Origin of the sequence: Mycolicibacter engbaekii, assembly GCF_002101585.1 — a bacterium.
Lineage (GTDB): Bacteria > Actinomycetota > Actinomycetes > Mycobacteriales > Mycobacteriaceae > Mycobacterium > Mycobacterium engbaekii.
Map to the genome: position 1 here is coordinate 1 of NZ_LQOT01000042.1, position 25,094 is coordinate 25,094.

A 25,094-nucleotide genomic window follows, 5' to 3' on the forward strand; every position below is an offset into this window, starting at 1 on the left:
GGCGGGCGTTCTCGGCCTCGAGTTCTTTGAGCCGTTTGGCGTCGCTGGCCTTCATACCGCCGTACTGGGCGACCCAGCGATGCCAGGTCGACTCGGTGATCTCCAGGTGCCGGCACACCTCGCTGAGTTCCTGCCCGGCGCCGAGCAGTTTGTTGCCCTCGGCGAGCTTGCGGATGATCTGATCCGGCGTATGCCGCCGGCGCTTCTTGGCTGCCATGTCGTTGCTGATTCTTCCTGCCCGAACACCGGGCATCAGAGTCGCACAACAACTGGACCACTACGAGGGGCTCACCTCACTTCTCCTATGGTTAGTGGCCGCAAAGCTCGCGGTGTTGACCATCAGCTGGTTCACCTACCGCGTGCTGTCCCCGCACGAGGCCACCCTTGCCCTCACCGACTTCCTGACCGCTTTCATCGCGGCGGCGATCGCTGCGGTCTTGATGGCCGTCAACGCACGTGTTTCCCTTTCCCTCCCCCAACATTCGGCGGCAAGTCGGTACACGGGTGTGGTGCTGGGCGGGGTACTGGTCTTCGGTTTCGGCCTTGCAATGCTGCTGGGCGTCACTTCTGCCGCGATTGTCACCAGACCGTGGACCCTCGCGGGGATCTGTTTACTGCTGGCGCTCGGCGTAGCGACCCGACGCATACGCCACCGTCGCTGGGTGGCGCTCGCTTACCTCGGCGTGACCGTTCTGGCAACGGTCTTGGCGATCGAGCTGGCATCCCGTCCGGCGGGTTTATCGACCCAATTCCACGCCGACGACCGGATGGAGTCCATCCGCGCGGCCGGAGCTCACCTTGCGGTCCTAGCTCTGGGCCTCGTAATGGTGTGGATCATCGTCTCGTCCATCCGGTCGCGGCAATTCGGCTGGCTGATCTACCTCGGCACCGTGGTTCTCTGGCTCGTCGTTCAATCGATCTCGCGAGCAACCGGATTTAGTGAGGTCTGGGTATTCGACCTCATGCTCACCGTTGTACTTGCTGCCGCTGCAGTGTTGTTCGTCGTGGGGTTCCAACGATCGATCGACAGTTTTGAGATTGTCGTCGCGCTTGTCGGTACGTCGCTGCTCATCGAGGTCCCGATGATCACGCAATTCCAGCCAGACTTGGTCGCGATACCGCTGGCTATGCTCGGGGTGCTGAGCCCTGGGGTGGCGTTGATGGTGAAAGCGGTGACCGATATAGGCGAACCGGCATTGCGATCCCGGGGTGTCATGTACCTCGCACTGACGGCTTCGGTGTACACCCAGCTGTCTGCCGCGGTGTGGTTGGCAGACCTGGATGTAGCGCAGTTCGCCGACGTCATCACGGCCTTCGCGCAATCTGCGCTGACCATCCCGCTGCTCTTATTGCTGGTTGCCGCCTACCAGCGGCAGGCGGCAACGGTGGTGGACAGACTCCGCGACTAAGGCGCACCCTCCGCTCCCCCGTGGCGTAGCCCCGGGTCGCGGTGTCTCAGACCTGTCGAGCGGTCCCGAGCCACATGACACATTCCGGCCCAATCTTGCTGGGGCACAGATCACATGGATCAATCGATCGGCGTCAGGCCAAATGGACACCGAACCAAGGGAGACTGCCGAAGGCACGCTACAGATCTAGGACGAAGCGCAATGCTCGGTCAATGGCTTGCATCGGTTCTGGACCAATCATTCCCTGGCGAGATGACAGTCTTTCGATGGAGACCACTCGCAGCTGGTCGCAGCGAGCATAGGACGTGTGGTCCAGTCCGCTGCTCGCCGGCTCGAGTTCTACATGGCTTCGCAGGCCGTAACCAGTGGTGGTGACCGGGACTACGACCACCAGACCCCCCGGTCCGCTATTGAGAATGTCGACCGAGACCACCACCGCCGGGCGACGAAAGGCCGGCTCACGTCCGACTGGTTGACCGAGGTCGACGTCATAGACCTCCCCCCGCCAGATCAAGCCAGTGCGTCCCACTCGCGTCGCTCGGCCAGGTATTGCTCCCACAGTTCAGGGTCGCTGCGCAGGCGCTGGTAGTCCCCGTTGAGCCCTCGCAGGAACTCCTGTCTTTCCAAGGCATCGATGGCCGCGTGTACAACGTCGACGACGGCGGCTTGACGAGCTTTGGCCAGCGATTGCAGTCGCTCAGAATCGCGGCGCCGGACTCGGACAGTTGTGGTTTCTGCTGCCATGAAGTCATTGTAGATGAATTGTAGACACGGAGCACGTGTGACCGTCACGTGCCCGTAGCAAACCATCCCGCCCTGCGACAGGACGACTGGCTGCCTCAACGATCTGGGCATCGGTAGCGATCAACCGACCCACGCGACAAGGAATACGGCAAGATCGAGTATCGCCCTGGTCACCTGTCCGATCTGACCAACGGCGAGATGCGTCCGTTCCCCCCGTAGGCTCAACGCATGCACGAAGTGACTCTGGCCAGCGCCGGTGGAGCGGCGATGCTGACGGTCGGACTGTCGGTCTATACGGCGTTGATCCTCGTCAGCATCGCTGTGGCGGTCGACAGCGCCCGCCGACACCGACGCCGCCGCGCGATCTACGCCGCGGTCATAGTTTGCGTGCTGACCCTGGGCGGGCTGGTTGCGGCGATTTACAGCAGCATCGCATAGACCCGCAGCGTCGGATCAGCGCCTCTTGCCCTGACTCGACACCTACCGGGAGTTGGCCGAGGCATCCCCCCGCTGGGCTGAGGCGCTCTAAGCGGGCCGACTGCTCTAAGAGCAGTCGCCCGGGTGGACACTAGGGCGTGGCCCTTTCTGCAACAGTGTTCAAAGTCGAACTTGGCGTCTCCGATGTCGATCACGGTTACTACGCCGATCATGCACTGACCGTGGCCCGTCATCCCAGTGAGAACGATGAGCGGATGGTGGTGCGGTTGTTGGCGTTCGGGCTGCGCGCACACCGACTGGCCGACGTCGACGGTGAGCTGGCGTTCGGCGCAGGCCTGTCCACCCCTGGCGTACCGGACCTGAGCCTGGCCGACTACACCGGCCGCACCCTGGAGTGGATCAGTGTCGGCCAGCCCGACGAACGCGCCTTGGGCAAGGCGGCCAGCCAGGCCGACCAGGTGCTGCTCTTCCCGTTCGCCGCCGGCGTGGCCACCTGGTGGCGCACCGTCGGCCCCAAAGTGGCGGGGCTGCCGAACCTGTCGGTGGTGCAGATACCGCACGCATCGGTGCAGCAACTGGCCCAGACGGTCGACCGACGGGTCTCGGCACAGGTGATGGTGATCGAAGGTCAGGTGACGATGACCATAGGTGGAGTCGATGTCACCTTCACACCCGAGCTATTGAAGTGAACGCCCGCGCTAGCCGATGGCGTCGGCACACGCCAATGTTCTTGTGATGTGAAGGAGAAAGCCTGTGCCCGAGTCGCATCGCGCCAGCCGACGGCTGGTTGCTCTGCAGACGCTCATCCTGTTGGCATCGCGCACAAGCGGGGCTCACGACGTGAGCAGAACACGCAAGATCACCCAATCGATGGAGTCTCGCCAGCGGCGGGTGCGCGGCGTCCAGGAGAGCACCGCGACGGTGTCCGGCGTGCCCGTCCGGTGGTTTCGCCCCGCCCGGGCGGACGCAGGCCTGATCTTCCACGTACACGGCGGGGCATTCGTTGCCGGTAGTTCTCTGGCGGCCCGTGCCCACAGCGGGCTGGCCCGGTCCAACGGTGCGGAACTGGTGAGTGTCGATTACCGACTTGCGCCAGAACATCCGTTCCCCGCGGCACTCGATGATGTGTGGGCGGTCTACTCGGAGGTAGCGCGTGACCGGCCTACGGTCATTATTGGGGAGTCTTCCGGAGGTGGACTGGCTATGTCGCTGGTACGACGAGTGCTCGACCGAGGCGGTGACGCACCGAGGGCTCTGGTGACGATGTTCCCGTGGGCGGACCTGACCAACACCTCCGACAGCTTCATCCGGAACGAAGACCGAGATCTGCTGTCCCGCTCGGGTCTCTCGCGTAGTGCCGTGGCCTACGCCGGTGACTGTGACTTGAGGACGCCTCTCGTGTCCCCGCTCTACGGCTCATTTGACGACTTCCCTCCTACCCTGATCGTCGTCGGCACCCACGACTGCTTACTCGATGACTCGCGCACCGTCTCGACTCGTATGCGCGCGGCGGGTGTAGACGCCAGGCTCGTCGAAGTAGCCGGCGGATTTCACGGTTTCACTCTGTTGCCGAGTCCAGAATCCAAAGAAGCAAGGCGGCAGATATCGTCGTTCGTCGGTTCAGCTCTGGCCTGATAGGCCGGCGGTCGACGCCCACCCGGAATAAACCCGCGCCCGGTGCGCTTCGGTGACCTCCGCACTACCACCACCAACGTTGACCCCCGCCTACCCCGAATCAGTCGGGGGCCGCGCACCTTCGGCCTCTGCCAGGGCCGCCGACGGATCGCCGCGCAGGTCGGCCTTGAGGAACTCCGCGTTCTCGGGAAGCACGAGGTGCAAGTCGGTGGTGAGGTGCAGTTGTGCCTCTACCCTGTCGGCCTGCAGGTCGATGACGTGGCCGCCGAATGCCCGGTCGCGGCTCAGAAAGTGCAGATGCAGTCCGGGCACTCCGATTGTGCTTGCGTAGTCCGGCGTCCAGAACCCGATCAGGGTTCCGTCGACGTTGTGCCAGGTGAACTCTTCCTGGTGGGACGTCGCCGCGACGAGGCCGGTGCCGGGTGCTGTCTTGCAGGCGACCCGGGCGTGCACGAGTTCGAAGTGGCCCGTGATGAGGACCGCCGCGATGAGGTTGTCGGTGGTGCGCAGCTGTGCGAGTCGCGCTTGCAGGTCGGCCCACCCGGTGACGTGCTCGAAAATGCCGGCGATATCAGACCGGAAGCGGGCTGTCAGCCAGAACGGCACGGTCAGCTCGTCGGCGACCTCGCTGACCTGGCCGTGCGGGCCGGCGCGATAGCAATGGCCGTCGAGCATCAGGCCCTCCCCGTCCAGCCCGGCGAAGGTGCCCAGCCCTATGTCGCCGCGCGCACGCACGTCGGCGATGCGGGTGACCCCGGCGTAGACACCCTTGACCAGTGCCCCCGACGTGGATACCTGGAAGATGGAGTGTTGCGGCATGTCGAGCGCTTCCCCGAGGCAGGCCCGCACCGCCTGGTCGAGGTCCTCGCCGGTGCGCGCGATCCGTGCCTGCAGCGCCTGCCACAGACTGGCCGGAAGCGTGCAGTGCAGCGTGTGATCGCGCTGGGTCAATTGATCATTCCCGGGTGCACATCCTTCATCAGTGCCATGTTCTCCGAGTAGTCGACGGGCACGCTGATCAGGAACGGCACCGGTGAACTCAGCCCTTCGGCCAGCGCCTCGGCGAGTTCCGCGCCGTCGGCGACATTGCGCCCCCGCGCTCCGAACGCCTCGGCGAACGTGGCGATGTCGACATGGCCCAGTTGCACTCCCGAGGTGCGGCCGTAGTGGGCCTGTTCCTGGAATCCGACCATGTCGTAGGACCCGCTGTCCCAGACGAGGTGGACGAATCGGGCGCCGATGCGCACGGCGGTCTCGAGTTCGGCGGAACTGAACATGAAGCCGCCGTCCCCGGACACTGAGATCACCGGCTTGCCGGGCCGCGCGAGGTTGGCCGCGATAGCCCACGGCAGGGCCACACCGAGTGTCTGCTGGCCGTTGCTGACCAGGACCTGCCGGGGGAACTGCGACAGGAAGTAGCGGTTGATCCAGATGTAATGCGAACCGACATCCACCGGCACCGTCGTCTCCGGGGTGACCACCTGCTGCAGTTCGTGCAGAATCCGCAGCGGATGGACCGGGCTGCCGCCCCGGGTGGCCCCGGAGCAGACCTCCTGCGCGATCTCGCTGTGTGCCTCACCGGCCATCGCCAGGTGCCGCGAGTCGATCGCCAGGTTCAGTTGTGCGCGAAGAAGATCCAACGATATGCCGATATCGCCGATGATCTCCGCGCTTGCCGCCAAGTGCCGATCCTGGCGCGCCGGAACCACATCGATCACCACAAGCTGGCGGGCGGCCGAATCGGCGTTCCACAACTGGGGGTCGTACTCGACGGGCTCGTAGCCGATCGCGACCACGCAATCGCTATGGGCCAGTAACTGATCGCCTGGCTGATTGCGGAACAACCCCACCCTGCCGCCGAAGCCGCTTCCAGGACCGGCTCCCAGCCACGCGCCCGGGCCCTGGAACGTCGATACATAGGGAATGCCGGTCGCCTCGACGAAGGCGGCCGCCGATGCCGCGACCCGCGGGTCGCTGGCCTGCATACCGAGCAGCAGTGTGGGACGTTGACTCTGGTTGAGAATCGCTGCGGCACGAGCGATCTCGGCGGGATGTCCCGGACCTTCCAGCACGGGACGCCCGAACGATGGCGTCGGGTCACACGGGTACTCCGCCAGGCCGACGTCGGAAGGAAGGGACAGGAACGCAGCGCCTGGACGCCCGCTCTCCGCCGCGCGTAACGCCTCCCCGACAAGTTCGCCGATCTGCTCGGGCGAGGTGATCTCGTCGCTGTACTTCGTGACGGGACGCATCAGGGTGACGCCGTCGAGTGACTGGTGCGTCGACTTGGACCGCTCGTCCAGCGGCACCTCACCACCGATCGCCAGGACGGGATCGCCCTCGCGGGTTGCGGTGGCCAGTCCGGTGACCAAGTTGCCGACGCCGGGCCCGGACGTCACCAGCGCCACACCCGCCTTGCCCGTCATCCGGCCGATCGCCGCAGCCATGAACGCGGCATTCTGCTCGTGGCGACAAACCACCAGTTCGATCTTCGAATCCTGCAGTGCGTTGTAGACACTGTCGATCTTGGCGCCCGGTACACCGAAGACGTGTGTCACCCCATGTGCCTCGAGCAGACGAACGAGTTGCTGGGCCACGACAGCGGGACCGCTCATCGACCCATCCTAGACGAATTGAGGGCTGGCTCTCCTGGTCGTCGATGGCGCCCCTGGCACCGGGAATCCTGGCCCGCCGTGTGAAATTGGCACTCTGTGCGGGGTGGATGCTTCTGACGGCCGACTGACCGGCGGCACTACCCCCGCGAGAGCGACACGGTGTCGGTGTAGAACCGCATCCGCTCGCGCAGCGCCTGCGGGTCGATCCCGAAGTCGGCGGCGATGTAGCGGTGTTGGCCCTTGCCGTGGCGGGGTTGCGCGCTGCGGTGCGCGGTGATCATCGCCGCGGTGTCGGGAGCCGCCAGATCGGCGGCGGCGTAGATTCGCCGCAGCGTCGCCTCGGGGTCTGCGACCAGATCGGCGTAGTTGAGGTCGAGCCACGTCACGGCGTGTGCCGCCGGGGACTGACGAGCGGCGACGGCGCGACGCAGCCACAGCTCGGTCTGCTCGGTCTGGAACCGACCCACGTCATGTGCGTCGACCTCGTCGCTGTAGGTGGATCGGTAGGTGGCGAACAGGCTGGCCCCGGAGGCCACCGTCTCGACGATGTCGCGGTGCAGCTGGACGATGCAGGCGCCGGGATAGGTCGCGATCAGATGGTCGAGCTCGGCGGTGTGCGCCGGTGCCTTGAGGACCCAGCGTCGTCCGTCGTCGGCGTCGAGGATCTGCAGAATGCGCCGGTGCTGAAGGTATTCGGAGGCAAAGGATTCCCCGGCCAGCCACCGCGCGTACCCGTCGAGCCGGGTTGTGGCGGTGAAGCCCCAGTTGCGCAGGGTGGTGCCCATCGCCAGCACGCATTCTTCGGCCAGGTCCGGCCCGGAGTCGTGGACGGCAGCCATGGTGGGGTTCAGGGTGTGCAGCATCTGATGGCCGGCCGCGGCGGCAGCCATCCGCTCTGCGCGCTGCGGTGGCGTCAGGTCACCGGCCAGCAGCCAGGGCGCGCCGAGTTCGGCGGGCAGCGGCGCCCGCAGCCGTGGGTCGCGCCCCAGCAGCCGGAACAAGAAGGTGGTTCCGGTGCGCCAGCCGCCGGTGATGACGATCGGCGCGGTCAGCGGTCGCTGCTCCAGGCCGGGATGTTCGCGCAGGTAGGTGTCGATAGCCGCGCGGGCGCGCAGTCGCCCGATCGCGGCGCTGTGCGCGTTCTTGGCCCCCAGGGCGTTGAGCCGGCCGTCCTCGGCTGCCGAGCCCAGATAGTGCTCCAGGCCGGGCTTCCAGTCCGCCGCCTCGCCGAACATCGCTTCGCCACGTCCCCGCGAGGCCCGGTCGATCACCAGGTCCACGGCCTCGGCGCCGAGCCGATATCTCTCGGGCCGCACCGCCCGGTCCGATTCGGCCGCCCGGTAGATCTCCGCAGCCGCGGCCGTGCGCGCCGGTGCGTGCCACCGGGTCAACGCTGCGCCCGGATCTCGGTGCACCGCACCCGCGTGACGGTGGGAAGCTGCGGTGCACGAGCAGGTTGCAAGAACCGCATCACCACGATGCCCTCCGGCCGGCCCTCGGTGTCGAGCCAGTCGGCGTCAGTAAGCCCCGGATCCTCGGCGGCCAGCACGAACCGATACCGGTTGCCGACGATGCCGGCTGTGGCTCCGGTGTAGGAGATCCGGCGGTGACGGTGATCCAGGGAGTTGAGAAACCGGCTGTAGGCCAGGATGTTCCAGTAGCGGCAGTCCACCGTCTCCCCCTCGATGAGCAACGCCTCATCGGGTGCCAGCTGCCATCCCCCGCGCAGGTAGTGGATGCCCGGCTCGGTGTACACCGCCCCGCCGGCCATCTCCTCCCAATGCCGCATCTGGTTGGGTTGGGCCAGATCCGCCGCGGTCGCGGCCGCCCAGATTCGTGGCAGAAAGGTCGTCGCCGCCGCGAATTTCGTCAGCTGGCGGGCAAACCTTTCCGGGTCGATCGGCGCCGGGATCGGCGGGGGGTCCGCCGGTTCGATGGTGCAGTACCCGAGGGCGTCACGCTGCACATCATGGTGAAAGTGCCGCACCCACACCACGGTCGCCCCTGCGGGTAGATCCAGCCAGTCCCCCGTCGCCGGCCGCTGCCCGCCGAGTGCGAGTTGGTAGCCGCCGGTGTCGTCGAACGTCAGGGCGTCACTGTCGATTCGCGCGGTGGCCTGGGCGTCGGTGCCGCCGGCACCGGCGTACACCGTGATCGAGACATAGGCGGCATCGCCACGGTTGCCGCGAATCCGGTATCGCCCGCCCGCCTGAATATCGGCCACCCAGTAGGAGAAGTCCGGGTTGTCCATCAGGAATTTCTGGCGCCACCCGTTGAACGGCACCAACTCGGGCCGGTCCCGGTCCACCTCGAAGCGGCCCAACTGGTTGGCGACCGAGCGCAGCAGTGCCCGCAGTCCGTCGGCCTGCTCCATCCGCGACAGCCCCGCGGTGTCGGCGATCACCTGCTCCCCCGCCGCCCGCAGGGCATCGACCAGGCGGTGCCACGCATCGGCCTCGGGTCGTGGCGGCTCTCGGTGGTCATCAGCGTCTGTCGTGCTCATCGAAGACTCACTCGCGGATCATGCCGGTACCGCGGCGCGGGATCGTCGATGAGGATGCCGGGTTCGGCAGTACAGACCGCGGGCACCGCATCCAGCACCGCGCGCACGGAGGCGTTGGTGATCGGGCTGACACGACCGGTCGGCGAGCCGAACTCGAACTGTGCTCGCATCTCCGCGGGTTCACCGCTGAGCACCAGGGTGTAGGACACCGGTGCGGTGAACCCGCCGAACGGCAGATCGTCGCCTCGGTAGACCAACTCCGGCGCCAGATACCAGCACTCTTCGTTGGTGAAGAAGTGGTGCTCTCCCAGGAATCCGCGATGGGTCAGGTGCAGGGCTGCCGCAGTCCCCTGGGCGATGGTCGTTGATCCGATGACGGCATCACGGACCGCGGGAAGGCCGCGGAAGGCGGTCTCCACCCGGACCTCGTCATTGCTGGCGCCGTACAGCGCGTGGGCGACGTTGCCCGTCAGGTCGCCGTAGTAGAGGTCGCCGCCGCGCGCCACCGGGCAGCTCGCATCCAGGGTGTCCAGCTCGGCGCCGAAACCCAGCGCTGCCAACCCGCCCCACATGCTCGCCGGCGCGCGACTGAAGTCGACCGCCTCGACCGCACGCACGTGCGTTGTCACCGACATCGCGCCGGCCATCGTCATGGCCAGCCGCTCGACAATGAAGGTCGGGTGCACCCCGGTGCCGAACAGGGTGGCTCCCCCAGCCTGGCAGGCCTGCAGGAGCCGTTCCGGAGTTGCACGAAAGGCGCTGAGCCAGTTCGGCATCGACACATTGTGGTAGGCGGCGGTGGACACCACGTTGACGCCGGATTCCAGCAGGGCGATCACGTCGTCGTCCAGCCCCTTCATCACCGCTGCCGGCGACGGCGTGACGATCACACAGTCCGGCTGCAGCGCGATGACGTCCTCGGCGTTCACCGTCGCGGACACACCGATGGCGCCCAGGCCCACCAGCTCGCCGACGTCGGCGCCATGCTTGGCGCTCTTGCGCACCTTGGCGCCGACGATCTCGAAGGCCGGGTCCTCGAACGCGGCCCGCGCGACGGCCGACCCCACCTCCCCGGGGCCCCAGATCACCAATCGATAGGGAACGTCGCGACGTAATGCCATGTGCCACCTCCACGTTCGGCGTCCGGGCGCACCGAAGGGTCCGGAAGCATTTGCTTCCGGAAGCAGATGCTTCCTGTTCCCGGGCCGCCTGTCAAGGTCCGATCGGGACCCCGCGTGCAGCCACTCTGGGGCGACCGCAGCGCGCTAGGCTCCCAGCATGTCGAGGCCATATCGTGGCCGCCACGCCGAGGCGCGGTGCGCGGATCGTCGTCAACGACTGGTGCAGGCCGGAATCCAGTTGGTGGGCACACAGGGCGTATCCGCGGTATCGATGCGGGCGGTCTGCCGCGAAGCGCAACTGAGCCAGAAGTTCTTCTACGAGAGCTTCACCGACACCGACCAACTGCTCCAAGCCGTCTACCGCACCACCCTCGACCAGGCCCGGCACACCATCGATGACGCGGCCGCCGGCTGCCCCGATCTGGCCGCGCGCACCCGAGCCCGGGTGGATGCCGCCGCACGTCTGGCGCGTGAGGACCCCCGGGTGTGCCGCATCCTGCTCATGGAACCGATCGCCGACGTCCGGCTGCGCCACTTCGTCCGGGACATCACGGCCAAGGCGTTCCGTCCGACGACTGAGGATCCCGAAGCCGGCCCGCGCCTCAGGATGCAGTACGCGACCGTGTTCGGCGCCCTGATCTCCCTGTTCATCGAGTGGAGCGAAGGCAACCTCGGCGCGGACAGGGCGGCGTTCGTCGATTACGTCACGGACATGTTGCTGTCCTCGCCGCTGTTCCCGCCGAGCCCTGGGACCTCCGCGCCGTAACCACCCGGCCCGGTCAAGGCGGTGACATAGTGAGACACCCGCATCCCGCGGCAATGGAGGAATGGTGCCGGAAACAAGCCCTGTGGCCGAATTCGACTTCATCATCGTGGGCGCAGGCAGCGCAGGCTGCCTGCTGGCCAATCGGCTCAGCGCGGACCCGCGACACCGCGTGCTGTTGATCGAGGCCGGCGGCAACGACGATTGGTTCTGGATCAAGGTGCCGGTGGGCTATCTGTACACCATTGGCAACCCCCGAACCGACTGGTGCTTTGCGACGGAGGCCGATCCCGGCCTGGCCGGGCGCAGCATCCTCTATGCGCGGGGCCGCGTGATCGGCGGCTGCTCGTCGATCAACGCCATGATCCACATGCGCGGGCAGGCCAGCGATTACGAACTGTGGGCGCAGGCCACCGGCGACCAGCGATGGCTGTGGGGCGGCCCGAATCGTCCGGGCCAGACGCTGGCGATCTTCAAGGAGTTGGAGAACTATTTCGGCGGCGCCGACGACTGGCATGGCGCCGGCGGTGAGATCCGGGTCGAGCGGCCGCGGGTGCGCTGGCGGATCCTGGACGCCTGGCAGGCCGCCGCCGCCCAGCTGGGCATCGCGCCGATCGACGAGTTCAACCGGGGCGACAACTCCGGCAGTGCCTATTTTCACGTCAACCAACGGCGGGGCCGGCGGTGGTCGATGGCCGACGCGTTCCTGCACCCTGTCGCCCACCGCCCCAATCTCACGGTCTGGACGCACACCCAGGCCTTGCGGCTGCTGACCGACGATCAGGTTCGGCAGGTGCAACGTCAGGGATCCTGGACGACGGCGCGGCATCGGGTCACCGGAATGCAGCTGCTCAAAGACGGTCGGACCGTTGAGGTTCGAGCCCGCAAAGAGGTGATCTTGAGCGCTGGAGCCATCGGCTCGCCGCACCTGATGCAGCTTTCGGGTCTGGGCCCGGCCGAGCTTCTCGCCCAGCACCACGTGCCGGTGGTCGTCGATCTGCCCGGAGTGGGCGAGAACCTCCAGGACCATCTGCAGCTTCGCACGATCTACCGCGTCCGGGGTGCGCGGACGGTCAACACCCTGTACCGAAATTGGATCACCCGCGCCGGCATGGGAGCCCAGTACATGGTGCTGCGATCAGGGCCCCTGACCATGCCGCCGTCCACGCTGGGGGCGTTCGCCAAGAGCAATCCCTCGCTGGCCAGCCCCGATCTGGAATGGCATGTGCAGCCGTTGTCGCTGCCGAAGTTCGGCGATCCCCTGCACCCCTTCGCGGCCATCACTCCCTCGGTCTGCAATCTGCGGCCCACCTCACGCGGGCAGGTGAGACTGGCCGATGCCGATCCGCTGAGCAACCCGAAGATCTTTGCCAATTACCTGTCCACACAGGCCGATCGCGACATTGCCGTGCGCGGCCTGCGGATGACCCGGCAGATCATGGCGGCGCCCGCCCTGGCCCGCTACCGCCCGCAAGAGGTGCTGCCCGGTCCGCAACTGGTCAGCGACGAAGACCTGCAGGCGGCAGCCCGCGAACTGGGGACCACCATCTTCCACCCGGTGGGCACCTGCGCGATGGGCGCCTTTGACGGCCGCGGCCGGCCGAGGTCGGCCACCACGGTGCTCGACACCGACTGCCGGGTATACGGCGTCGCCGGACTGCGCGTGGTCGATGCGGCGGCGATGCCCACCATCACGTCGGGCAACACCAACGCGCCGGTCATGCTGATCGCCGAGCGCGCCGCGCGGGCAATCCTGGAATGAGCCGGTCTGACGCGCGGCTCCTGCCGGTGCCCATCAGCGGGCCCGCAGGCCGTCGAGAAGCGTGTTCAATGCCGCGCCGGCCTGATCCCGTGCGGCCCGCTGATCGGACGCATTGGCCACGAACAGTGCCGTCTCGTTGGCGGCCGCCAACAGGACATGCGCCAGCACCTCCACGGGTTGCCCGGCAGCGATGTCACCCTCGGCGATGCCACGTTCGAGCATCATGCGGATAGCCCCGAGTCCGTAGCGGCCTTCCAGCTCCCGCCACTTACCCCAGCCCAGTACCGCAGGACCATCGATCAGCAGGATGCGCTGGACATGCGGCGTCAGCGATGCGTCCAGAAACCCGGCCAGCCCCTGGCGCAGCTGGTTGAGCGCTCCGTCTGCGGGGTCGGCGAGGCTGTGGGCGGCCGCCATCACCAGCTCCTCCTCGACGGCGATGAACACCGCCTCGAAAAGGGCCTGCTTGTCGGCGAAGTGGTGATACAGGGCGCCCCGGGTGCCCACGCCGGCGGCAATAACGATCTCTTCGGTTCCGGTCCGGTGATAGCCCTTGTCCACGAACAATGTTCGGGCGGCAGCGATGAGCGCCGAGCGGGTCGCCTCGGCTTGTGCGGCTCGTCGCGCCTTGGAATCCAACTGTTCCCGCTCACGCACCGCCACATCCTATTGCACCCCGCACACCCGTGACCTACAGTCTGTATGTCACATGCAGCTGTATGTGATGCGGTCGGTGACTGCCGGCCCGGTCCACTGGTGGAGGTTCGCGATGCCCCGGCCGTGCGATGGCATCCGCGAATTCGGCGCGCCTATGTCCGGGCTCTCACCCACCTCGACCGCCGCGTGATGAGCTCACCGGCCACCACATCCGGCCCTGGCCAGATGCAGGTGCCGGTCTCCCCCGGCGTCCCGGACGCGCGCCCGCCCCTGTCAGCCGGCGCCCGGCGCTGGCTGCTGACCGTGTGCTGCCTGGGCGTGCTCATGGTCATGTCCTCGATGGTGGCCCTCAACGCCGCACTGGGCCCCATCGCGACCGAGACCCTGGCAACCCAGCACCAGCTCACCTGGATCGTCGACGCCTACACATTGGTGATGGCATGCCTGCTCCTGCCGTCGGGTGCGCTGGGCGACCGCTACGGGCGCCGCGGTGCACTGCTGATCGGCTTGGCGATCTTCGGCGCGGCATCGCTTACGCCTATCTTCATCGACACGCCCACCGCCCTGATCGCCACCCGGGCCGTCACCGGAGTCGGTGCCGCAGCCATTCTTCCCGCCACCCTGTCGCTGCTGACCGCGGCTTACCCCGCCGAGGAACGCAACAAGGCCATCGGCATCTGGGCGGGCGCCTGCGCCGGCAGTGCGCTCGTGGGGTTCATGGGCACGGCGCTGCTCACCCAATTCGGGCCCTGGCAGAACATCTTCTGGTCCTTCGCCGGGGCTTCAGCGCTGCTGTTCGCGCTCGGCTGGACGATCCCCTCCTCCAAGGACGCCGAGTCGGCCCCGCTGGACTATGTGGGCGTACTGCTCATCGCTACCGCGGTGGGTGCGTTCGTCTACGGGGTGATCGAGGCCCCCCGGCTGGGCTGGGGCCACCCGCTGGTCTACTGCTGTCTGGGTGGCGGCATCGCGCTGGCCCTGATCTTCGGCGTCGTCGAACTGCGCCGTACGCACCCACTGCTGGACATCCGGGTCTTCACTCGACCCGAAATGCTCACCGGATCAATCGCGATGACCACGCTCTTCTTCGCGATCTTCGGGTTCTTCTTCCTCGCCATGCAACACCTGCAGCTCGTCATGGGTTACAGCGCCCTGCGTACCGCGATGGCCTTGACTCCCCTGGCGGTACCGCTGCTCACCCTGGCGGTGCTGACCAGCTGGTACCTGCCCCGCCTCGGGCTACGGGCGTCGATCGCGGGAGGTCTGGGGATCCTGGCTTTCGGGCTGCTGTCCATGCGCAACCTCGAAGTCGGGTCGCCCTACTTCGATCTGGCCTGGCCGATATGCGTCATCGCCACCGGCCTGGGCCTGTGCAACGCACCGGCGACCTCCGCGATCACCGGCTCGGTACCGGTGAACAAGCAAGGCGTCGCGTCAGCCATCAACGACACCACCCGCGAACTCGGCGGCGCGCTCGGCATCGCGCTGGCAGGCTCCGTACTGGCGGCCGGCTACAGCAGTGCACTGGCCCCCGCCGTCGCAGCGCTGCCACCGCAGGTCAGCGAACCCGCCCGCGGCTCGCTGGCCCAGGCTCTCGCCATCGCCGAACAGCTGGGGACCGCCGGACAGGCCCTGAGCACCGACGCCAAAAACGCGTTCCTGCAAGCCATGGACACCTCACTACTCATGCTCGGCCTCGTCGTCCTGGCTGCCGCGGCGTTCATCGCGGTATGGGCGCCCGGGCGCGACGGACAACAACTCGCCGCCCTGCGCCCGACATCGGGCAGACACCGGCTCAGTCGACGCTCCCCGCGCCCCCGGTCCCAGACGTTCATCGCCGGCTAATCGTCCTCAACATCGTCACGGTGCGCGGCCTCGATCACCTCAGGCGGTACCGGCCTCTGCAACCACACCCGCATCCGCAGCAACCCCCCGGTGATCGTCCCGACGGCAAAGAGGGCGACGATGATCCACAGCGCGGTCGACATGCACTGATTGTCCCCCTCTACCTGCCCAGGGCATATCCCCTGCGCTGAATCCTCATTGGCGACATCGACTGCACCGCGTTCCAAGAACTGGGGCGGCGTCCACCGTCGCGACCAACGCCCGGTCGAGGGCAGACTGATCGCCATGGGCAGACTCATCTATGGCTTCAACGTGTCGGTGGACGGCTACATCGCCGACGCGCAGGGCAACATCGAGTGGGGCAACCCCAGCGACGAACTGCACCAGTACTGGAACGACTTCGAACGCGACACCGCCCTGGCGTTCTACGGACGGCGGCTCTACGAACTGATGTCCGCGTACTGGCCCACCGCCGACGAGGACCCGGACGCCTCCCCGACGATCGTGGACTTCGCCCGCATCTGGCGCGACATGCCCAAGGTCGTGTTCTCGCAGACCCTGGAATCGGTTGGCTGGAACTCCCGCCTCGAGCGCGGTGACCCGGTCGAGGTGGTGACGAAATTGAAAGCCGAAACCGACGGCAACCTGGAGGTGGCCGGCGCCACCCTGGCCGCACCGATCGTGCAGGCCGGGCTGGTGGACGAGTTCCGGCTCGTCATCGCCCCCACCGCCGTGGGCGGCGGTACCCCGTTCTTCCCCAGCCTGCCGTCGTGGATCACGCTGGAGCTGTTGGAGAACCGCACCTTCCCGGGCGGGACGGTCCTGCTGCGCTACGAGGCGAACCGCGACGGAACGGACAGGCGACGCCACTAGGCCCCGGCTATCGCCGAGCCCATTCTTCGGCCAGCAGCTGATAAGACCGCACTCGGTCGCTGTGATCGTGCGTGATGGTCGTGATGATCAGTTCGTCGGCGCCAGTCGCGTCCCGCAGTTGTTCAAGCTGATCGGCGACTTGAACCGCAGTTCCGACGAACTGTGTTTCGAGCCGGTCGGCCACCAGTGCACGATCCGCATCGGTCCAGACGTGCCGGCGCGCCTCGTCCAGGTCTGGAAACGGTATCGCTCCTTCTCCGGTCCGGATGCTGCGTACCCAGAGTCCGTAGCCGGCGGCGAGGTCACGCGCGGTCGACTCGTCGTCGGCGACGACGACATCGGCTGAGACACTCAGATACGGTTCGTTCAACGCGGCCGACGGTGCGAATGCGGCGCGGTACCCCTCCGCGGCCTCGAGCACTCCGGCGGGTGCCACGTGATAATTGGCGGCGAAACGCAGGCCGTTTTTCCCTGCGACCAGGGCGCTCTCGCCGCCGCTGCTGCCGAGAATCCACACTTGCAGGTCAGCACCGGCACCCGGGACCACATGGGCGCTTTCCCCGTTGGCACCGCGGTAGGTGTCTGCGATCAGCGCGAGTACATCGCCGACCTGTTCGGTGTAGTTCTGTGGTCGCGAGTCAGGCAGGGTGAGCAATTCCGCCTGCAGGGCGATCCGCGGCGATTTCAGCAACGCCGAATAGTCGAACCGGGCCGGTATGCGCAACCCGTTGGGTGCATAGCCCGCAACTGCGGAATCGGATCCGTCGGCCGCGGGCGTTGGGCGGCTGGCGGAGCGTCCGAGACCGAGATCGAAGCGGCCGGGGTGAAGCGCATCGAGGAGACCGAATTCCTCGACCGCCGACAACGCTGTCCGGTGCCCCATCTGCAGAGCACCTGATCCCAACCGGATCGTCGAGGTCCGGGCAGCGACCGCGGCCAGTAGCACCGCCGGCGATGTGCCCGCCACTCCCGGATTGAGATGGTGCTCGGCGAGCCAATAGCGTGCGTAGCCGAGACGTTCGGCGTTGCGGGCCAGATCGATGCTGTTGCGGACCGCTTGCGTCGCGCTGGAGCCCGCGGAGATCGGGACCAGATCGAGCACTGTCAGCGGCGTCATAATTCACGATAACGGGCGACGCGCGTCGGCCCCGATGCCAATCAGCGGCCCTCTCCCCCCACGGGCTGTCCGGGGAGGGGCTATCCCGCACAACCTATTTCGGATCAGGTTGAGTGAAACGCTGCAGGAACCGATCGGCCGCGCAGTTGGCGCGAGGAGCCTCTTTTGCGGGAATGTTCACTGCCGCCACTCGGTTACATTGGGCATTGGTCAGACAGTTGCCAGTGACTCAACCGTGAGGACCTGATTGTGCGTTCCGAAGTTGGCCGTATCGCCTCGTGTTGTTGTCGTGGGCGGCGACGGTCTTAACCGCAAGGGCAACGTCGCCGCCTCGGCCACCTTCTCCCCCGCCGACCGACGAAAGCCTGACCGCATGTCCGAACCGTCCGCATTCATTCACCTGGCCGTTGCACTCGACGGTGCGGGCTGGCATCCCAGCGCATGGCGAGAGCCTGGCGCCAGGCCCGCAGACCTCTTCACCGCCGGATACTGGGCCGACCTGGTCGCCGAGGCCCAGCGCGGGCTGCTGGACTTCGTCACCATCGAAGACGGTTTCACTCTGCAATCCGAGGACCGCTTCGCGCCCGATCAACGAGTCGACCGGGTACGGGGCCGTCTTGACGCAGTGCTGATCGCCGCCAGGGTCGCCCCGCGTACGGACGGAGTAGGGCTGATCCCGACGATCACGACCACCCACAGCGAGCCGTTTCACCTCTCCAAGGCGATCGCCACACTCGACTACGTCAGTGGCGGTCGCGCCGGGGTTCGGGTGCAGATCGCGGGCCGGGCAGACGCGGCCGCACACTTCGGTCGGCGCGAAATCGCCACGTTGGCACCCGGATCGCTGCGGGACCCGCGATTTCGATCAGAGATCCTCGCGCACTTCGACGAGACGGCGGACTACGTCGAAGTATTGCGCCGCTTATGGGACAGCTGGGAGGACGACGCTGAGATCCGTGACGTGGCCACCGGCCGATTCATCGACCGGAACAAGCTGCACTACATCGATTTCGAAGGCCGGTGGTTCTCGGTCAAAGGCCCCTCGATCACTCCCCGGCCGCCGCAGGGCCAACCGATCGTCGCAGCACTCGACCACGGCGCCGACGACTACCGGCTGATCGCCCGCACCGCCGATGTCGGATTCGTGACCCCACACGCGGTCACCGATGTCGCCGCGATTGCGCAGCAGGTGGCCGCGGCGCGGGAAGCCGTGCAGCGCACCGAGGACGTTCTGCTCTTCGGCGACATCGCAGTGTTTCTTGACGATACGACGAGTGGGGCGCAGTCGCGTCAACGACGACTCGATGAGCTGGCGGGCATCGAGTGGACCAGCGATGCCAGGATTTTCACCGGCACACCAGGTGACTTGGCTGATCTGCTCCAGCAATGGCACGCCGCAGGCCTGGCGGGGTTCCGGCTGCGTCCGGCCGCTCTGCCGCACGATCTGGCCCAGATCACCAACGCTGTGGTGCCCGAACTTCAGCGACGCGGCCTGTTCAGGACCGAGTACTCAACGAGGACGTTACGCGGAACTCTCGGTTTCGAACGTCCCGCAAACCGCTATGCGACAGCCTGACCTAGGACCCGCCATGACCAAGCCCATCAAGCAGATTCATCTCGCCGCCCACTTCCCCGGCGTCAACAACACCACAGTGTGGAGCGATCCGGCGGCCGGCAGTCACATCGAGTTCGACTCGTTCGTGAGGTTCGCGCAGACAGCCGAACGCGGAAAGTTCGACTTCCTGTTCCTCGCGGAGGGCCTGCGGCTGCGAGAGCAGAACGACGCGATCTACGACCTCGATGTGGTGGGCAGACCCGATACCTTTACCGTGCTGGCAGCACTGGCCGCGGTCACCGAACATCTCGGGCTGGCGGGCACTATCAATTCGACCTTCAACGAGCCCTACGAAGTCGCTCGACAGTTCGCCAGCCTGGACCACCTGTCCGGCGGGCGGGCGGCGTGGAACGTGGTCACCTCCTGGGATGCGTTCACCGGGCAGAACTTCCGCCGTGGCGGTTACCTCCCCGAACACCAGCGCTACGACCGCGCCCGCAGCTTCCTGCGCACCGCGCAGAAGCTCTTCGACTCCTGGCACGGCGACGAGATCCTGGCCGACAAGGACTCCGGTGTGTTCCTGGCCAACCCCACACCTGGTGAGTTCGTGCACCGCGACGAATTCTTCGATATCGCCGGGCAGTTCAACGTGCCCCGCAGCCCTCAGGGCAGACCGGTGATCTTCCAGGCGGGCGACTCCGACGACGGCCGCGAATTCGCAGCCGCAGATGCCGATGCGATCTTCTCCCGGCACAGCACGCGGGAAGCGGGTCAGGCGTTCTATGCCGACGTCAAGGGGCGGCTCGCCAAGTACGGACGCCGCTACGACGAGTTGCTCATCCTGCCCGCGGCCACCTTCATCCTCGGTGACACCGACGCCGAGGCGGCGGATCTCGCCCACGAGGTGCGACTGGCTCAGGTCTCGCCGCAGACGGCCATCAAATTCCTCGAGCAGCTGTGGAACCGGGATCTGTCCCAGCACGACCCGGACGGACCGCTGCCCACCGTCGACCCTGTGGTGGGCGAAAACGTCGTCTCCCGCGGCCGGGCCAGCGTCCGGATGTATCGCGATCCGGTCGCGACCGCCAACGAGTGGCGTGCCAAGGCACAGGCGGAAAACCTGACGACCCGTGAGCTGATCATCGAGGTCACCGGCAGGCAGAACTTCATCGGCTCCCCCGCCACCGTCGCGGACAGGATCAATGAATTGGTCCAGGCCGACGCCAGCGACGGATTCATCCTGGTCCCGCACATCACTCCCGATGGCCTTGGCCCATTCGTCGACAAGGTCGTGCCCCTGCTGCAGGAGCGGGGCGTGTTCCGCACCGACTACGCGGGCACCACACTGCGCGATCATCTCGGGCTCGCTGCGCTGCAATCCGGTGAAGCCTCCAGCAGCGTCGCCTCCTGACCGGACTACCCCGGCGAGCTCGCAGGGCCGCGCAATGTCTCCCGGAAAGATGTCATACCCCTCTGCGAGACTCAGATCATGTCCCCGACCGCACCGTCAGCCAGCGTCGCAGGACGCTCGGACGAACGTCTTGAGGCGCTCTTCGAGGAACTGGCCGACCTGACCGGTCAACGCAACGCGATCGACGGGCGCATTGTCGAGATCGCCGCGGAGATAGAACGAGACGAATTGTGGGGCGGCACCGGAGCGCGGTCGGTCGCGGCATTGGTCGCCTGGAAGACCGGCTCGTCGCCGGGCAACGCCGCCCTCATCGCGGCTGTCGCACACCGGCTCGAGTCGTTTCCCCGCTGCGCCCAAGGCATGCGGGAGGGCCGGTTGTCGCTGGACCAGGTCGGGGTGATCGCCCAGCGCGCCGGCGCGGGATCCGACGAGCACTACGCGCAGTTGGCCGGTGTGGCCACCGTCGCCCAACTGCGCACCGCGGTGAAGTTGGAACCACGTCCCGAGCCCGGCCCTCGACCCGAGCCCCAGGCATCCATCACGAAGACCAGCGACGCCGCGTTCGACTACTGGCGAATCGCACTTGCGCACGCCGATTCCGCGAAGTTCGAGGCAGCACTGCAATCTCATCGCGATGCGCTCATCGCCGAGTGGAAGCGCGACTGTGGCGGCGCGACGCCCGACCACCAGCCGCCGATACCGGGGAACATCGATGCCTTCATGCAGCTGGTCGAATCCGGATGGGACGCCGAGGTGCAACGTCGGCCACACGGGCAACGCACGACGGTGGTGTTGCACGTAGATGTCGAAAGACAGATCGGCGCCCTGCACCTGGGCCCGGTGCTGCCAGAATCCGAGCGGCAGCGCCTGTCGTGTGACGCCACATGCGAAGTGTGGTTCGAACGCGACGGCGAGGTGATCGGCTGCGGTCGGTCGACTCGCACGGTCAGCCGTCGGCTGCGCCGCGCACTCGAACATCGGCACCAGACGTGCGCTGTCCCGGGTTGTGCGGCCGCCCACGGTCTGCACGCCCACCACATCCGGCACTGGGAAGACGGCGGTGCCACCGACCTGGAGAACCTGGTGCTGGTCTGCCCCTACCATCACCGCCTGCATCATCGGGGCGGCATCACCATCACCGGACCGGCCAGCCGGCTCACCGTGACCGACAGTGACGGCAGGCGACTGCGGCCAGGATCGCTGGCTCGCCCGCCCACCGGCACACCACCCGCCGTCGCGCCCTGTTTCGGACCGACCGGGGAACGAGCCGACTGGTGGTGGTACGAGCCGTTCCAACCGCAAGCTCCGCCCGCCAATAGCTAGATCGACTGCGGCAGCGCGCTGTTCGCACCTCTAGGAACAGCGAACCTGCCGATTGAGCATGCAGTTCACCGGCGGCGAGTACGGCCCATTCAGCACGCCCCGGAAGCCGCCGGTGGCCGAACCCCCCGGCGGGATGATCCGATTCCAATTCGCCGGGGCGAGCACGTAGTGCGTGCCAGATCGGCCAACCGTGCTGTTCCACGCGTGCTGGATCGATTCATTCGCCGGCATGTCGAATTCGAGCCGCCAGTCAGTCATCGGCACCGTGCTCCAGTTCGTGATGACGAAGCGGGCGATGAACCCGGTCTGCCACGTCGAGGTCACCGACAGCGTCGCGCCGGCGGCGGCCGCACGAGCCACCGCGCTGGTCGCGAATCCGGGAATGACGACCATCGCCGCCACCACGGCAACCTGAAGCGCTGTCCACCAGCGTTTAACCCAGCTTCCCCGGACGGCCATAGCAGCCAACAGTAGAACCGCTCAGCGAAGAATCGCGCTGCCACCGCGGGCAACCTGCAGGACCTTTGCCCAACTGAAACCGTCACGAAACCTTCCTCGCCGCCCGCAGCCGCGGTCGCCACCGGATCGGCAACGGCGCTACCGTTGCCAAGGGGCGGGCTCACCGCCCGCGATGAGGGGGCACCGACATGCTGAAACACGAGATCCACGGCACCGGTGAGCCGCTGGTCCTGATCCACGGGATCACCCACCGCAGGCAGGCCTGGTATCCCGTTCTCGAGCACCTGACCGACCACCGCACCGTGGTGCTGTTCGACCTGCCCGGACACGGCGAGTCCCACGACTTGGTGGTCCGCGACGGCGATGTCCAGGGAACACTGCGCGATGAGCTTGTGGAGTTCCTGGAGCAGCTGGGACTCGAGCGTCCCCACGTCGCCGGCAACTCGCTGGGCGGCCGGATCGCGCTGGAGGCCGCCGCCGACGAGCTGGTGGCCAGCGCCACCGTGCTGTCTCCCGCGGCGTACTGGCACAACGCCCTCGACTTCGCCTACGTTCGCCTGGTCTTCGGGTTCCTGACCACCAGTGCCCGGCTGCTGGCGCCCACCGCTCCCCGGCTCGCCCGCTCCCCCCGGGCACGACGACTGATGGGCGCGGTGGTCTCGGCCCACCCCGAACGGATTCCGGCCGAGGAGTTCGTCGGAGACCTCAACGGCATGCGGCGGGCCATTCCGGCGATGAAGCAGATCTTTCCCGCCGCGAAGGTCTTCGACCGCGAAATCAGCGCGGACATCCCCGTGACCGTGGCGTGGGCGGCACGAGACCGCATCTTGTTGCCCTACCAGGCGCGCCTCGCCGAGCGACGGCTCCCGCAGGCCCGCCACATCCGCCTGACCGGATGCGGCCACGTGCCGATGGCCGACGACCCCGAGCAGGTGGCTCGGGTCCTGCTCGAAGGCAGCGCGCCCAGCGCCCAGGCCGAAGTGTCCTGACACGCCGGCGCCCCCGCCACCAAGCCTTTCCCGTGGCACCGCAGGTGCTTGAATAGGCCGTGACCAACCGCATCCAGGCTCTGCTCGGGATCCAATACCCCGTCGTCCAGGCCCCGATGACCTACATCGCACGCGCCGAACTGGCCGCCGCGGTGTCGCAGGCCGGCGGGCTGGGCGTCATCGAGACCCTGACACCGGAAGGGCGTGCCGATCTGCGGCGCGTACGCGAGCTCACCGACAAACCGGTGGCGGCGAACCTGATGATCCAGGGCTGGAAGAAGGATCCGTCGATCGTCGACACGCTGGCCGAGGCCGGGGTGCGGCACGTCTTCACCTCCGCCGGCGACCCGGCGCTGTTCACCAAGCCGCTGCACGACGCCGGCATGACGGTGGTCCACGTTGTCGGCTCGCTCAAAGGCGCGCGCAAGGCCGCCGACGCCGGCGTCGATGCCCTGGTGGTCGAGGGCGTGGAGGGCGGCGGCTTCAAGTCCCTGCTCGGCGCCTCCACCATGGTGCTGCTGCCCCTGGTGGCCGAGAACGTCGACCTACCGATCATTGCGGCCGGCGGCATCTGCGACGCGCGGTCGGCCGCCGCGTCCGTGGTGCTGGGCGCCGAGGGGGTCCAGATGGGCACCCGGATGCTCGCCAGCCAGGAATCGGCGGTACACACCAACTTCAAGGACGCCATCGTCGCCGCCAACGACGCCGGCACCGTACTGCTCGACGTGCCCGGCAACCCGACCATGCGCGTGCTGCGCACGGGACTGGCCACCCGGATCGCCGCACACGACTCCGATTCGCAACTGCTCGGCAAGATCACCGAGCTCTACTTCGGCGGCGATATGGAGGCCAGCGTCGCCAACACCGGCCAGGTGTCCTGCCGGATTGTGGACCTGCCGCCGGTCGCCGAGATCATTCGCCGAACGTGGGGCGACATCGACGCGGTGCTCGCCGCAGCACGCGCACGGGTGTGAAGTTGGTGAACCCGACCCGCCGGTGAGCTCCGGCAGCCCATGATCATGCAATGCATCACCGGATGACCGCAGGATGAGCCTTCCGCCCGCGCAGCCCGATTCGGAACCCGAGTCGCGGCGCAGCCCCGCGTTCTCGCCCTTCCACGTGTTCACCGTGCTGGGCGTGGTCGCCATCCCGGCATTCGGCTGGTTCGGGCAGCACTGGTCCGGTGCGACGACCGTGGTGGTGTACTGGTTCGAGAACGTGGCGATGTGCCTGTTCGTGATCGGCCGCATCGCGGTGCACCAGCGCGTCAACCCCCGACACGGGCACTTCCGCTACCGGCCGCCGCAGGCCGGCGGCCTGCCCAATTCGACCTTTCTGTCCGGATTCGCGCTGATCAGCCTGGCCTTCTGCGCCGCCCACGGGTTCTTCCTTGCCGTCATCCTGGCGCTGCTCACCTACAACCGGGCGCCGCAGCTCGCGTTGATCGACCTGAACTGGCGCAGCGTCGGGTGGGGATGCCTGTCGGTATTCCTCTTCCTGACAGCCGATTTTCTGCTCGACCTGCCCAACCTGCGCCGCTGGTCCTTCCGCGATGTCGAGATGGCCGCCAACGTCGGGCTGGGACGCGTGATGGTCGTGCATATGACGTTGCTGTTCGGCCTGTTCGGCATCGCCGCCACCGATGCTCCGCGGGCGCTGTTCACGATCTTCGTCGTGCTCAAGACCCTGGCCGCACTGAGCACCGTCGTTCCCCAGTGGGACCCGGCGGAGCCCCCGCAATGGTTCAGCAACCTGATGAACCGGGTCCCGAACGTGCGTCGCGGTGAAAGCTTCGAGGAGTTCTGGGCCAAAGACCATGCCCTCGAACGAGAACGGCAGCGGCGCAACGAACAGCCGTGGAAGACTCGGCCCTGA

26 protein-coding genes are annotated in these 25,094 nt (G+C 67.0%); 14 read left to right on the top strand and 12 right to left on the bottom strand.

What is annotated here, in order from left to right:
- On the bottom strand, positions 1-217 hold a 217-nt coding region (locus tag AWC02_RS12780; RefSeq protein ID WP_165757904.1), incomplete at its 3' end, for a transposase.
- Between the two features lie 94 nt (positions 218-311).
- Between AWC02_RS12780 and AWC02_RS12785 the strand changes: the two genes are divergently transcribed.
- Entirely contained in the window at positions 312-1,409 is a 1,098-nt protein-coding gene (locus AWC02_RS12785) for a hypothetical protein (protein ID WP_133055640.1), read from the top strand.
- 178 nt (positions 1,410-1,587) lie between these two features.
- Here AWC02_RS12785 and AWC02_RS12790 read toward each other — a convergent pair whose 3' ends face one another.
- Together AWC02_RS12790 and AWC02_RS12795 are read right to left on the bottom strand one after the other, a co-directional pair.
- On the bottom strand, positions 1,588-1,968 hold the full coding sequence (locus tag AWC02_RS12790; protein ID WP_336385676.1) for a type II toxin-antitoxin system PemK/MazF family toxin: 381 nt from the start codon (positions 1,966-1,968) through the stop codon (positions 1,588-1,590).
- Positions 1,920-2,153: a hypothetical protein gene (locus AWC02_RS12795; protein WP_085129249.1), complete on the bottom strand. Its 234-nt coding sequence runs from the start codon at positions 2,151-2,153 to the stop codon at positions 1,920-1,922. Before AWC02_RS12795 ends, AWC02_RS12790 begins: the two co-directional genes overlap by 49 nt.
- Before the next feature lie 228 nt (positions 2,154-2,381).
- Between AWC02_RS12795 and AWC02_RS12800 the strand changes: the two genes are divergently transcribed.
- From AWC02_RS12800 to AWC02_RS12810, 3 genes are all read left to right on the top strand, one after another.
- A complete protein-coding gene (locus AWC02_RS12800; protein WP_085129139.1) occupies positions 2,382-2,591 on the top strand; it encodes a hypothetical protein in 210 nt (69 codons plus the stop codon).
- Positions 2,592-2,728: 137 nt separating this feature from the next.
- Positions 2,729-3,280, top strand: a complete 552-nt coding sequence (locus AWC02_RS12805; protein ID WP_085129140.1) for a YaeQ family protein — start codon at positions 2,729-2,731, stop codon at positions 3,278-3,280.
- A gap of 64 nt (positions 3,281-3,344) precedes the next feature.
- The gene (locus tag AWC02_RS12810) at positions 3,345-4,226 is read left to right on the top strand and encodes an alpha/beta hydrolase (protein WP_085129141.1); all 882 of its coding nucleotides are present in this window, start codon (positions 3,345-3,347) and stop codon (positions 4,224-4,226) included.
- Positions 4,227-4,316: 90 nt separating this feature from the next.
- Here AWC02_RS12810 and budA read toward each other — a convergent pair whose 3' ends face one another.
- The 5 genes from budA to AWC02_RS12835 all read right to left on the bottom strand — a co-directional run bounded on the left by budA (position 4,317) and on the right by AWC02_RS12835 (position 10,465).
- The gene (budA, locus tag AWC02_RS12815; protein ID WP_085129142.1) at positions 4,317-5,177 is read right to left on the bottom strand and encodes an acetolactate decarboxylase; all 861 of its coding nucleotides are present in this window, start codon (positions 5,175-5,177) and stop codon (positions 4,317-4,319) included.
- On the bottom strand, positions 5,174-6,841 hold the full coding sequence (alsS, locus tag AWC02_RS12820; protein WP_085129143.1) for an acetolactate synthase AlsS: 1,668 nt from the start codon (positions 6,839-6,841) through the stop codon (positions 5,174-5,176). The genes budA and alsS overlap by 4 nt, the downstream gene beginning before the upstream one ends.
- A 137-nt stretch (positions 6,842-6,978) precedes the next feature.
- Positions 6,979-8,232, bottom strand: coding sequence for a sulfotransferase family protein (locus AWC02_RS12825; protein ID WP_085129250.1), 1,254 nt, complete (start codon positions 8,230-8,232; stop codon positions 6,979-6,981).
- The gene (locus AWC02_RS12830) at positions 8,229-9,344 is read right to left on the bottom strand and encodes a DUF1214 domain-containing protein (RefSeq protein ID WP_165757905.1); all 1,116 of its coding nucleotides are present in this window, start codon (positions 9,342-9,344) and stop codon (positions 8,229-8,231) included. Before AWC02_RS12830 ends, AWC02_RS12825 begins: the two co-directional genes overlap by 4 nt.
- Positions 9,341-10,465, bottom strand: a complete 1,125-nt coding sequence (locus AWC02_RS12835; protein WP_085129144.1) for a hypothetical protein — start codon at positions 10,463-10,465, stop codon at positions 9,341-9,343. The genes AWC02_RS12830 and AWC02_RS12835 overlap by 4 nt, the downstream gene beginning before the upstream one ends.
- Positions 10,466-10,622: 157 nt before the next feature.
- On the opposite strand from AWC02_RS12835, the gene AWC02_RS12840 reads away from it, so the two are divergent.
- Positions 10,623-11,231 (top strand): TetR/AcrR family transcriptional regulator, encoded by a 609-nt coding sequence (locus tag AWC02_RS12840; RefSeq protein WP_085129145.1) that lies wholly within the window; start codon positions 10,623-10,625, stop codon positions 11,229-11,231.
- 82 nt (positions 11,232-11,313) lie between these two features.
- On the top strand, positions 11,314-12,990 hold the full coding sequence (locus AWC02_RS12845; RefSeq protein ID WP_109560995.1) for a GMC family oxidoreductase: 1,677 nt from the start codon (positions 11,314-11,316) through the stop codon (positions 12,988-12,990).
- A gap of 33 nt (positions 12,991-13,023) precedes the next feature.
- Here the strand turns inward: AWC02_RS12845 and AWC02_RS12850 are convergent, their stop codons facing one another.
- On the bottom strand, positions 13,024-13,647 hold the full coding sequence (locus tag AWC02_RS12850) for a TetR/AcrR family transcriptional regulator (RefSeq protein ID WP_237160457.1): 624 nt from the start codon (positions 13,645-13,647) through the stop codon (positions 13,024-13,026).
- Positions 13,648-13,836: 189 nt separating this feature from the next.
- On the opposite strand from AWC02_RS12850, the gene AWC02_RS12855 reads away from it, so the two are divergent.
- Positions 13,837-15,492: an MFS transporter gene (locus AWC02_RS12855; protein WP_109561002.1), complete on the top strand. Its 1,656-nt coding sequence runs from the start codon at positions 13,837-13,839 to the stop codon at positions 15,490-15,492.
- Here AWC02_RS12855 and AWC02_RS21300 read toward each other — a convergent pair.
- A complete protein-coding gene (locus AWC02_RS21300) occupies positions 15,489-15,635 on the bottom strand; it encodes a hypothetical protein (RefSeq protein WP_109561003.1) in 147 nt (48 codons plus the stop codon). The two genes, AWC02_RS12855 and AWC02_RS21300, sit on opposite strands and share 4 nt — an antisense overlap.
- Before the next feature lie 142 nt (positions 15,636-15,777).
- Between AWC02_RS21300 and AWC02_RS12865 the strand changes: the two genes are divergently transcribed.
- Positions 15,778-16,365, top strand: a complete 588-nt coding sequence (locus tag AWC02_RS12865) for a dihydrofolate reductase family protein (RefSeq protein ID WP_085129149.1) — start codon at positions 15,778-15,780, stop codon at positions 16,363-16,365.
- Between the two features lie 7 nt (positions 16,366-16,372).
- On the opposite strand, the gene AWC02_RS12870 is transcribed toward AWC02_RS12865, so the two are convergent.
- Positions 16,373-17,482 carry an LLM class flavin-dependent oxidoreductase gene (locus AWC02_RS12870; protein ID WP_085129150.1) on the bottom strand — a complete coding sequence of 370 codons (1,110 nt, stop codon included), beginning with the start codon at positions 17,480-17,482 and terminating at the stop codon, positions 16,373-16,375.
- 373 nt (positions 17,483-17,855) lie between these two features.
- Here AWC02_RS12870 and AWC02_RS12875 point away from each other — a divergent pair, with 373 nt between their 5' ends.
- The 3 genes from AWC02_RS12875 (at position 17,856) to AWC02_RS12885 (ending at position 21,771) form a co-directional block, all read left to right on the top strand.
- Positions 17,856-19,058 (top strand): LLM class flavin-dependent oxidoreductase, encoded by a 1,203-nt coding sequence (locus AWC02_RS12875; RefSeq protein ID WP_085129253.1) that lies wholly within the window; start codon positions 17,856-17,858, stop codon positions 19,056-19,058.
- 13 nt (positions 19,059-19,071) lie between these two features.
- On the top strand, positions 19,072-20,448 hold the full coding sequence (locus tag AWC02_RS12880) for an NtaA/DmoA family FMN-dependent monooxygenase (RefSeq protein WP_085129151.1): 1,377 nt from the start codon (positions 19,072-19,074) through the stop codon (positions 20,446-20,448).
- 78 nt (positions 20,449-20,526) lie between these two features.
- A complete protein-coding gene (locus AWC02_RS12885) occupies positions 20,527-21,771 on the top strand; it encodes an HNH endonuclease signature motif containing protein (RefSeq protein WP_085129152.1) in 1,245 nt (414 codons plus the stop codon).
- Between the two features lie 30 nt (positions 21,772-21,801).
- Here AWC02_RS12885 and AWC02_RS12890 read toward each other — a convergent pair whose 3' ends face one another.
- Positions 21,802-22,230 carry a cellulose-binding domain-containing protein gene (locus AWC02_RS12890; protein ID WP_085129153.1) on the bottom strand — a complete coding sequence of 143 codons (429 nt, stop codon included), beginning with the start codon at positions 22,228-22,230 and terminating at the stop codon, positions 21,802-21,804.
- A 188-nt stretch (positions 22,231-22,418) separates the two neighbouring features.
- On the opposite strand from AWC02_RS12890, the gene AWC02_RS12895 reads away from it, so the two are divergent.
- The 3 genes from AWC02_RS12895 to AWC02_RS12905 all read left to right on the top strand — a co-directional run bounded on the left by AWC02_RS12895 (position 22,419) and on the right by AWC02_RS12905 (position 25,094).
- On the top strand, positions 22,419-23,219 hold the full coding sequence (locus AWC02_RS12895) for an alpha/beta fold hydrolase (RefSeq protein WP_085129154.1): 801 nt from the start codon (positions 22,419-22,421) through the stop codon (positions 23,217-23,219).
- Between the two features lie 59 nt (positions 23,220-23,278).
- Positions 23,279-24,193, top strand: coding sequence for an NAD(P)H-dependent flavin oxidoreductase (locus AWC02_RS12900; RefSeq protein WP_085129155.1), 915 nt, complete (start codon positions 23,279-23,281; stop codon positions 24,191-24,193).
- Positions 24,194-24,266: 73 nt separating this feature from the next.
- Complete coding sequence (locus AWC02_RS12905) at positions 24,267-25,094, top strand: DUF6498-containing protein (RefSeq protein WP_237160458.1); 828 nt, start codon at positions 24,267-24,269, stop codon at positions 25,092-25,094.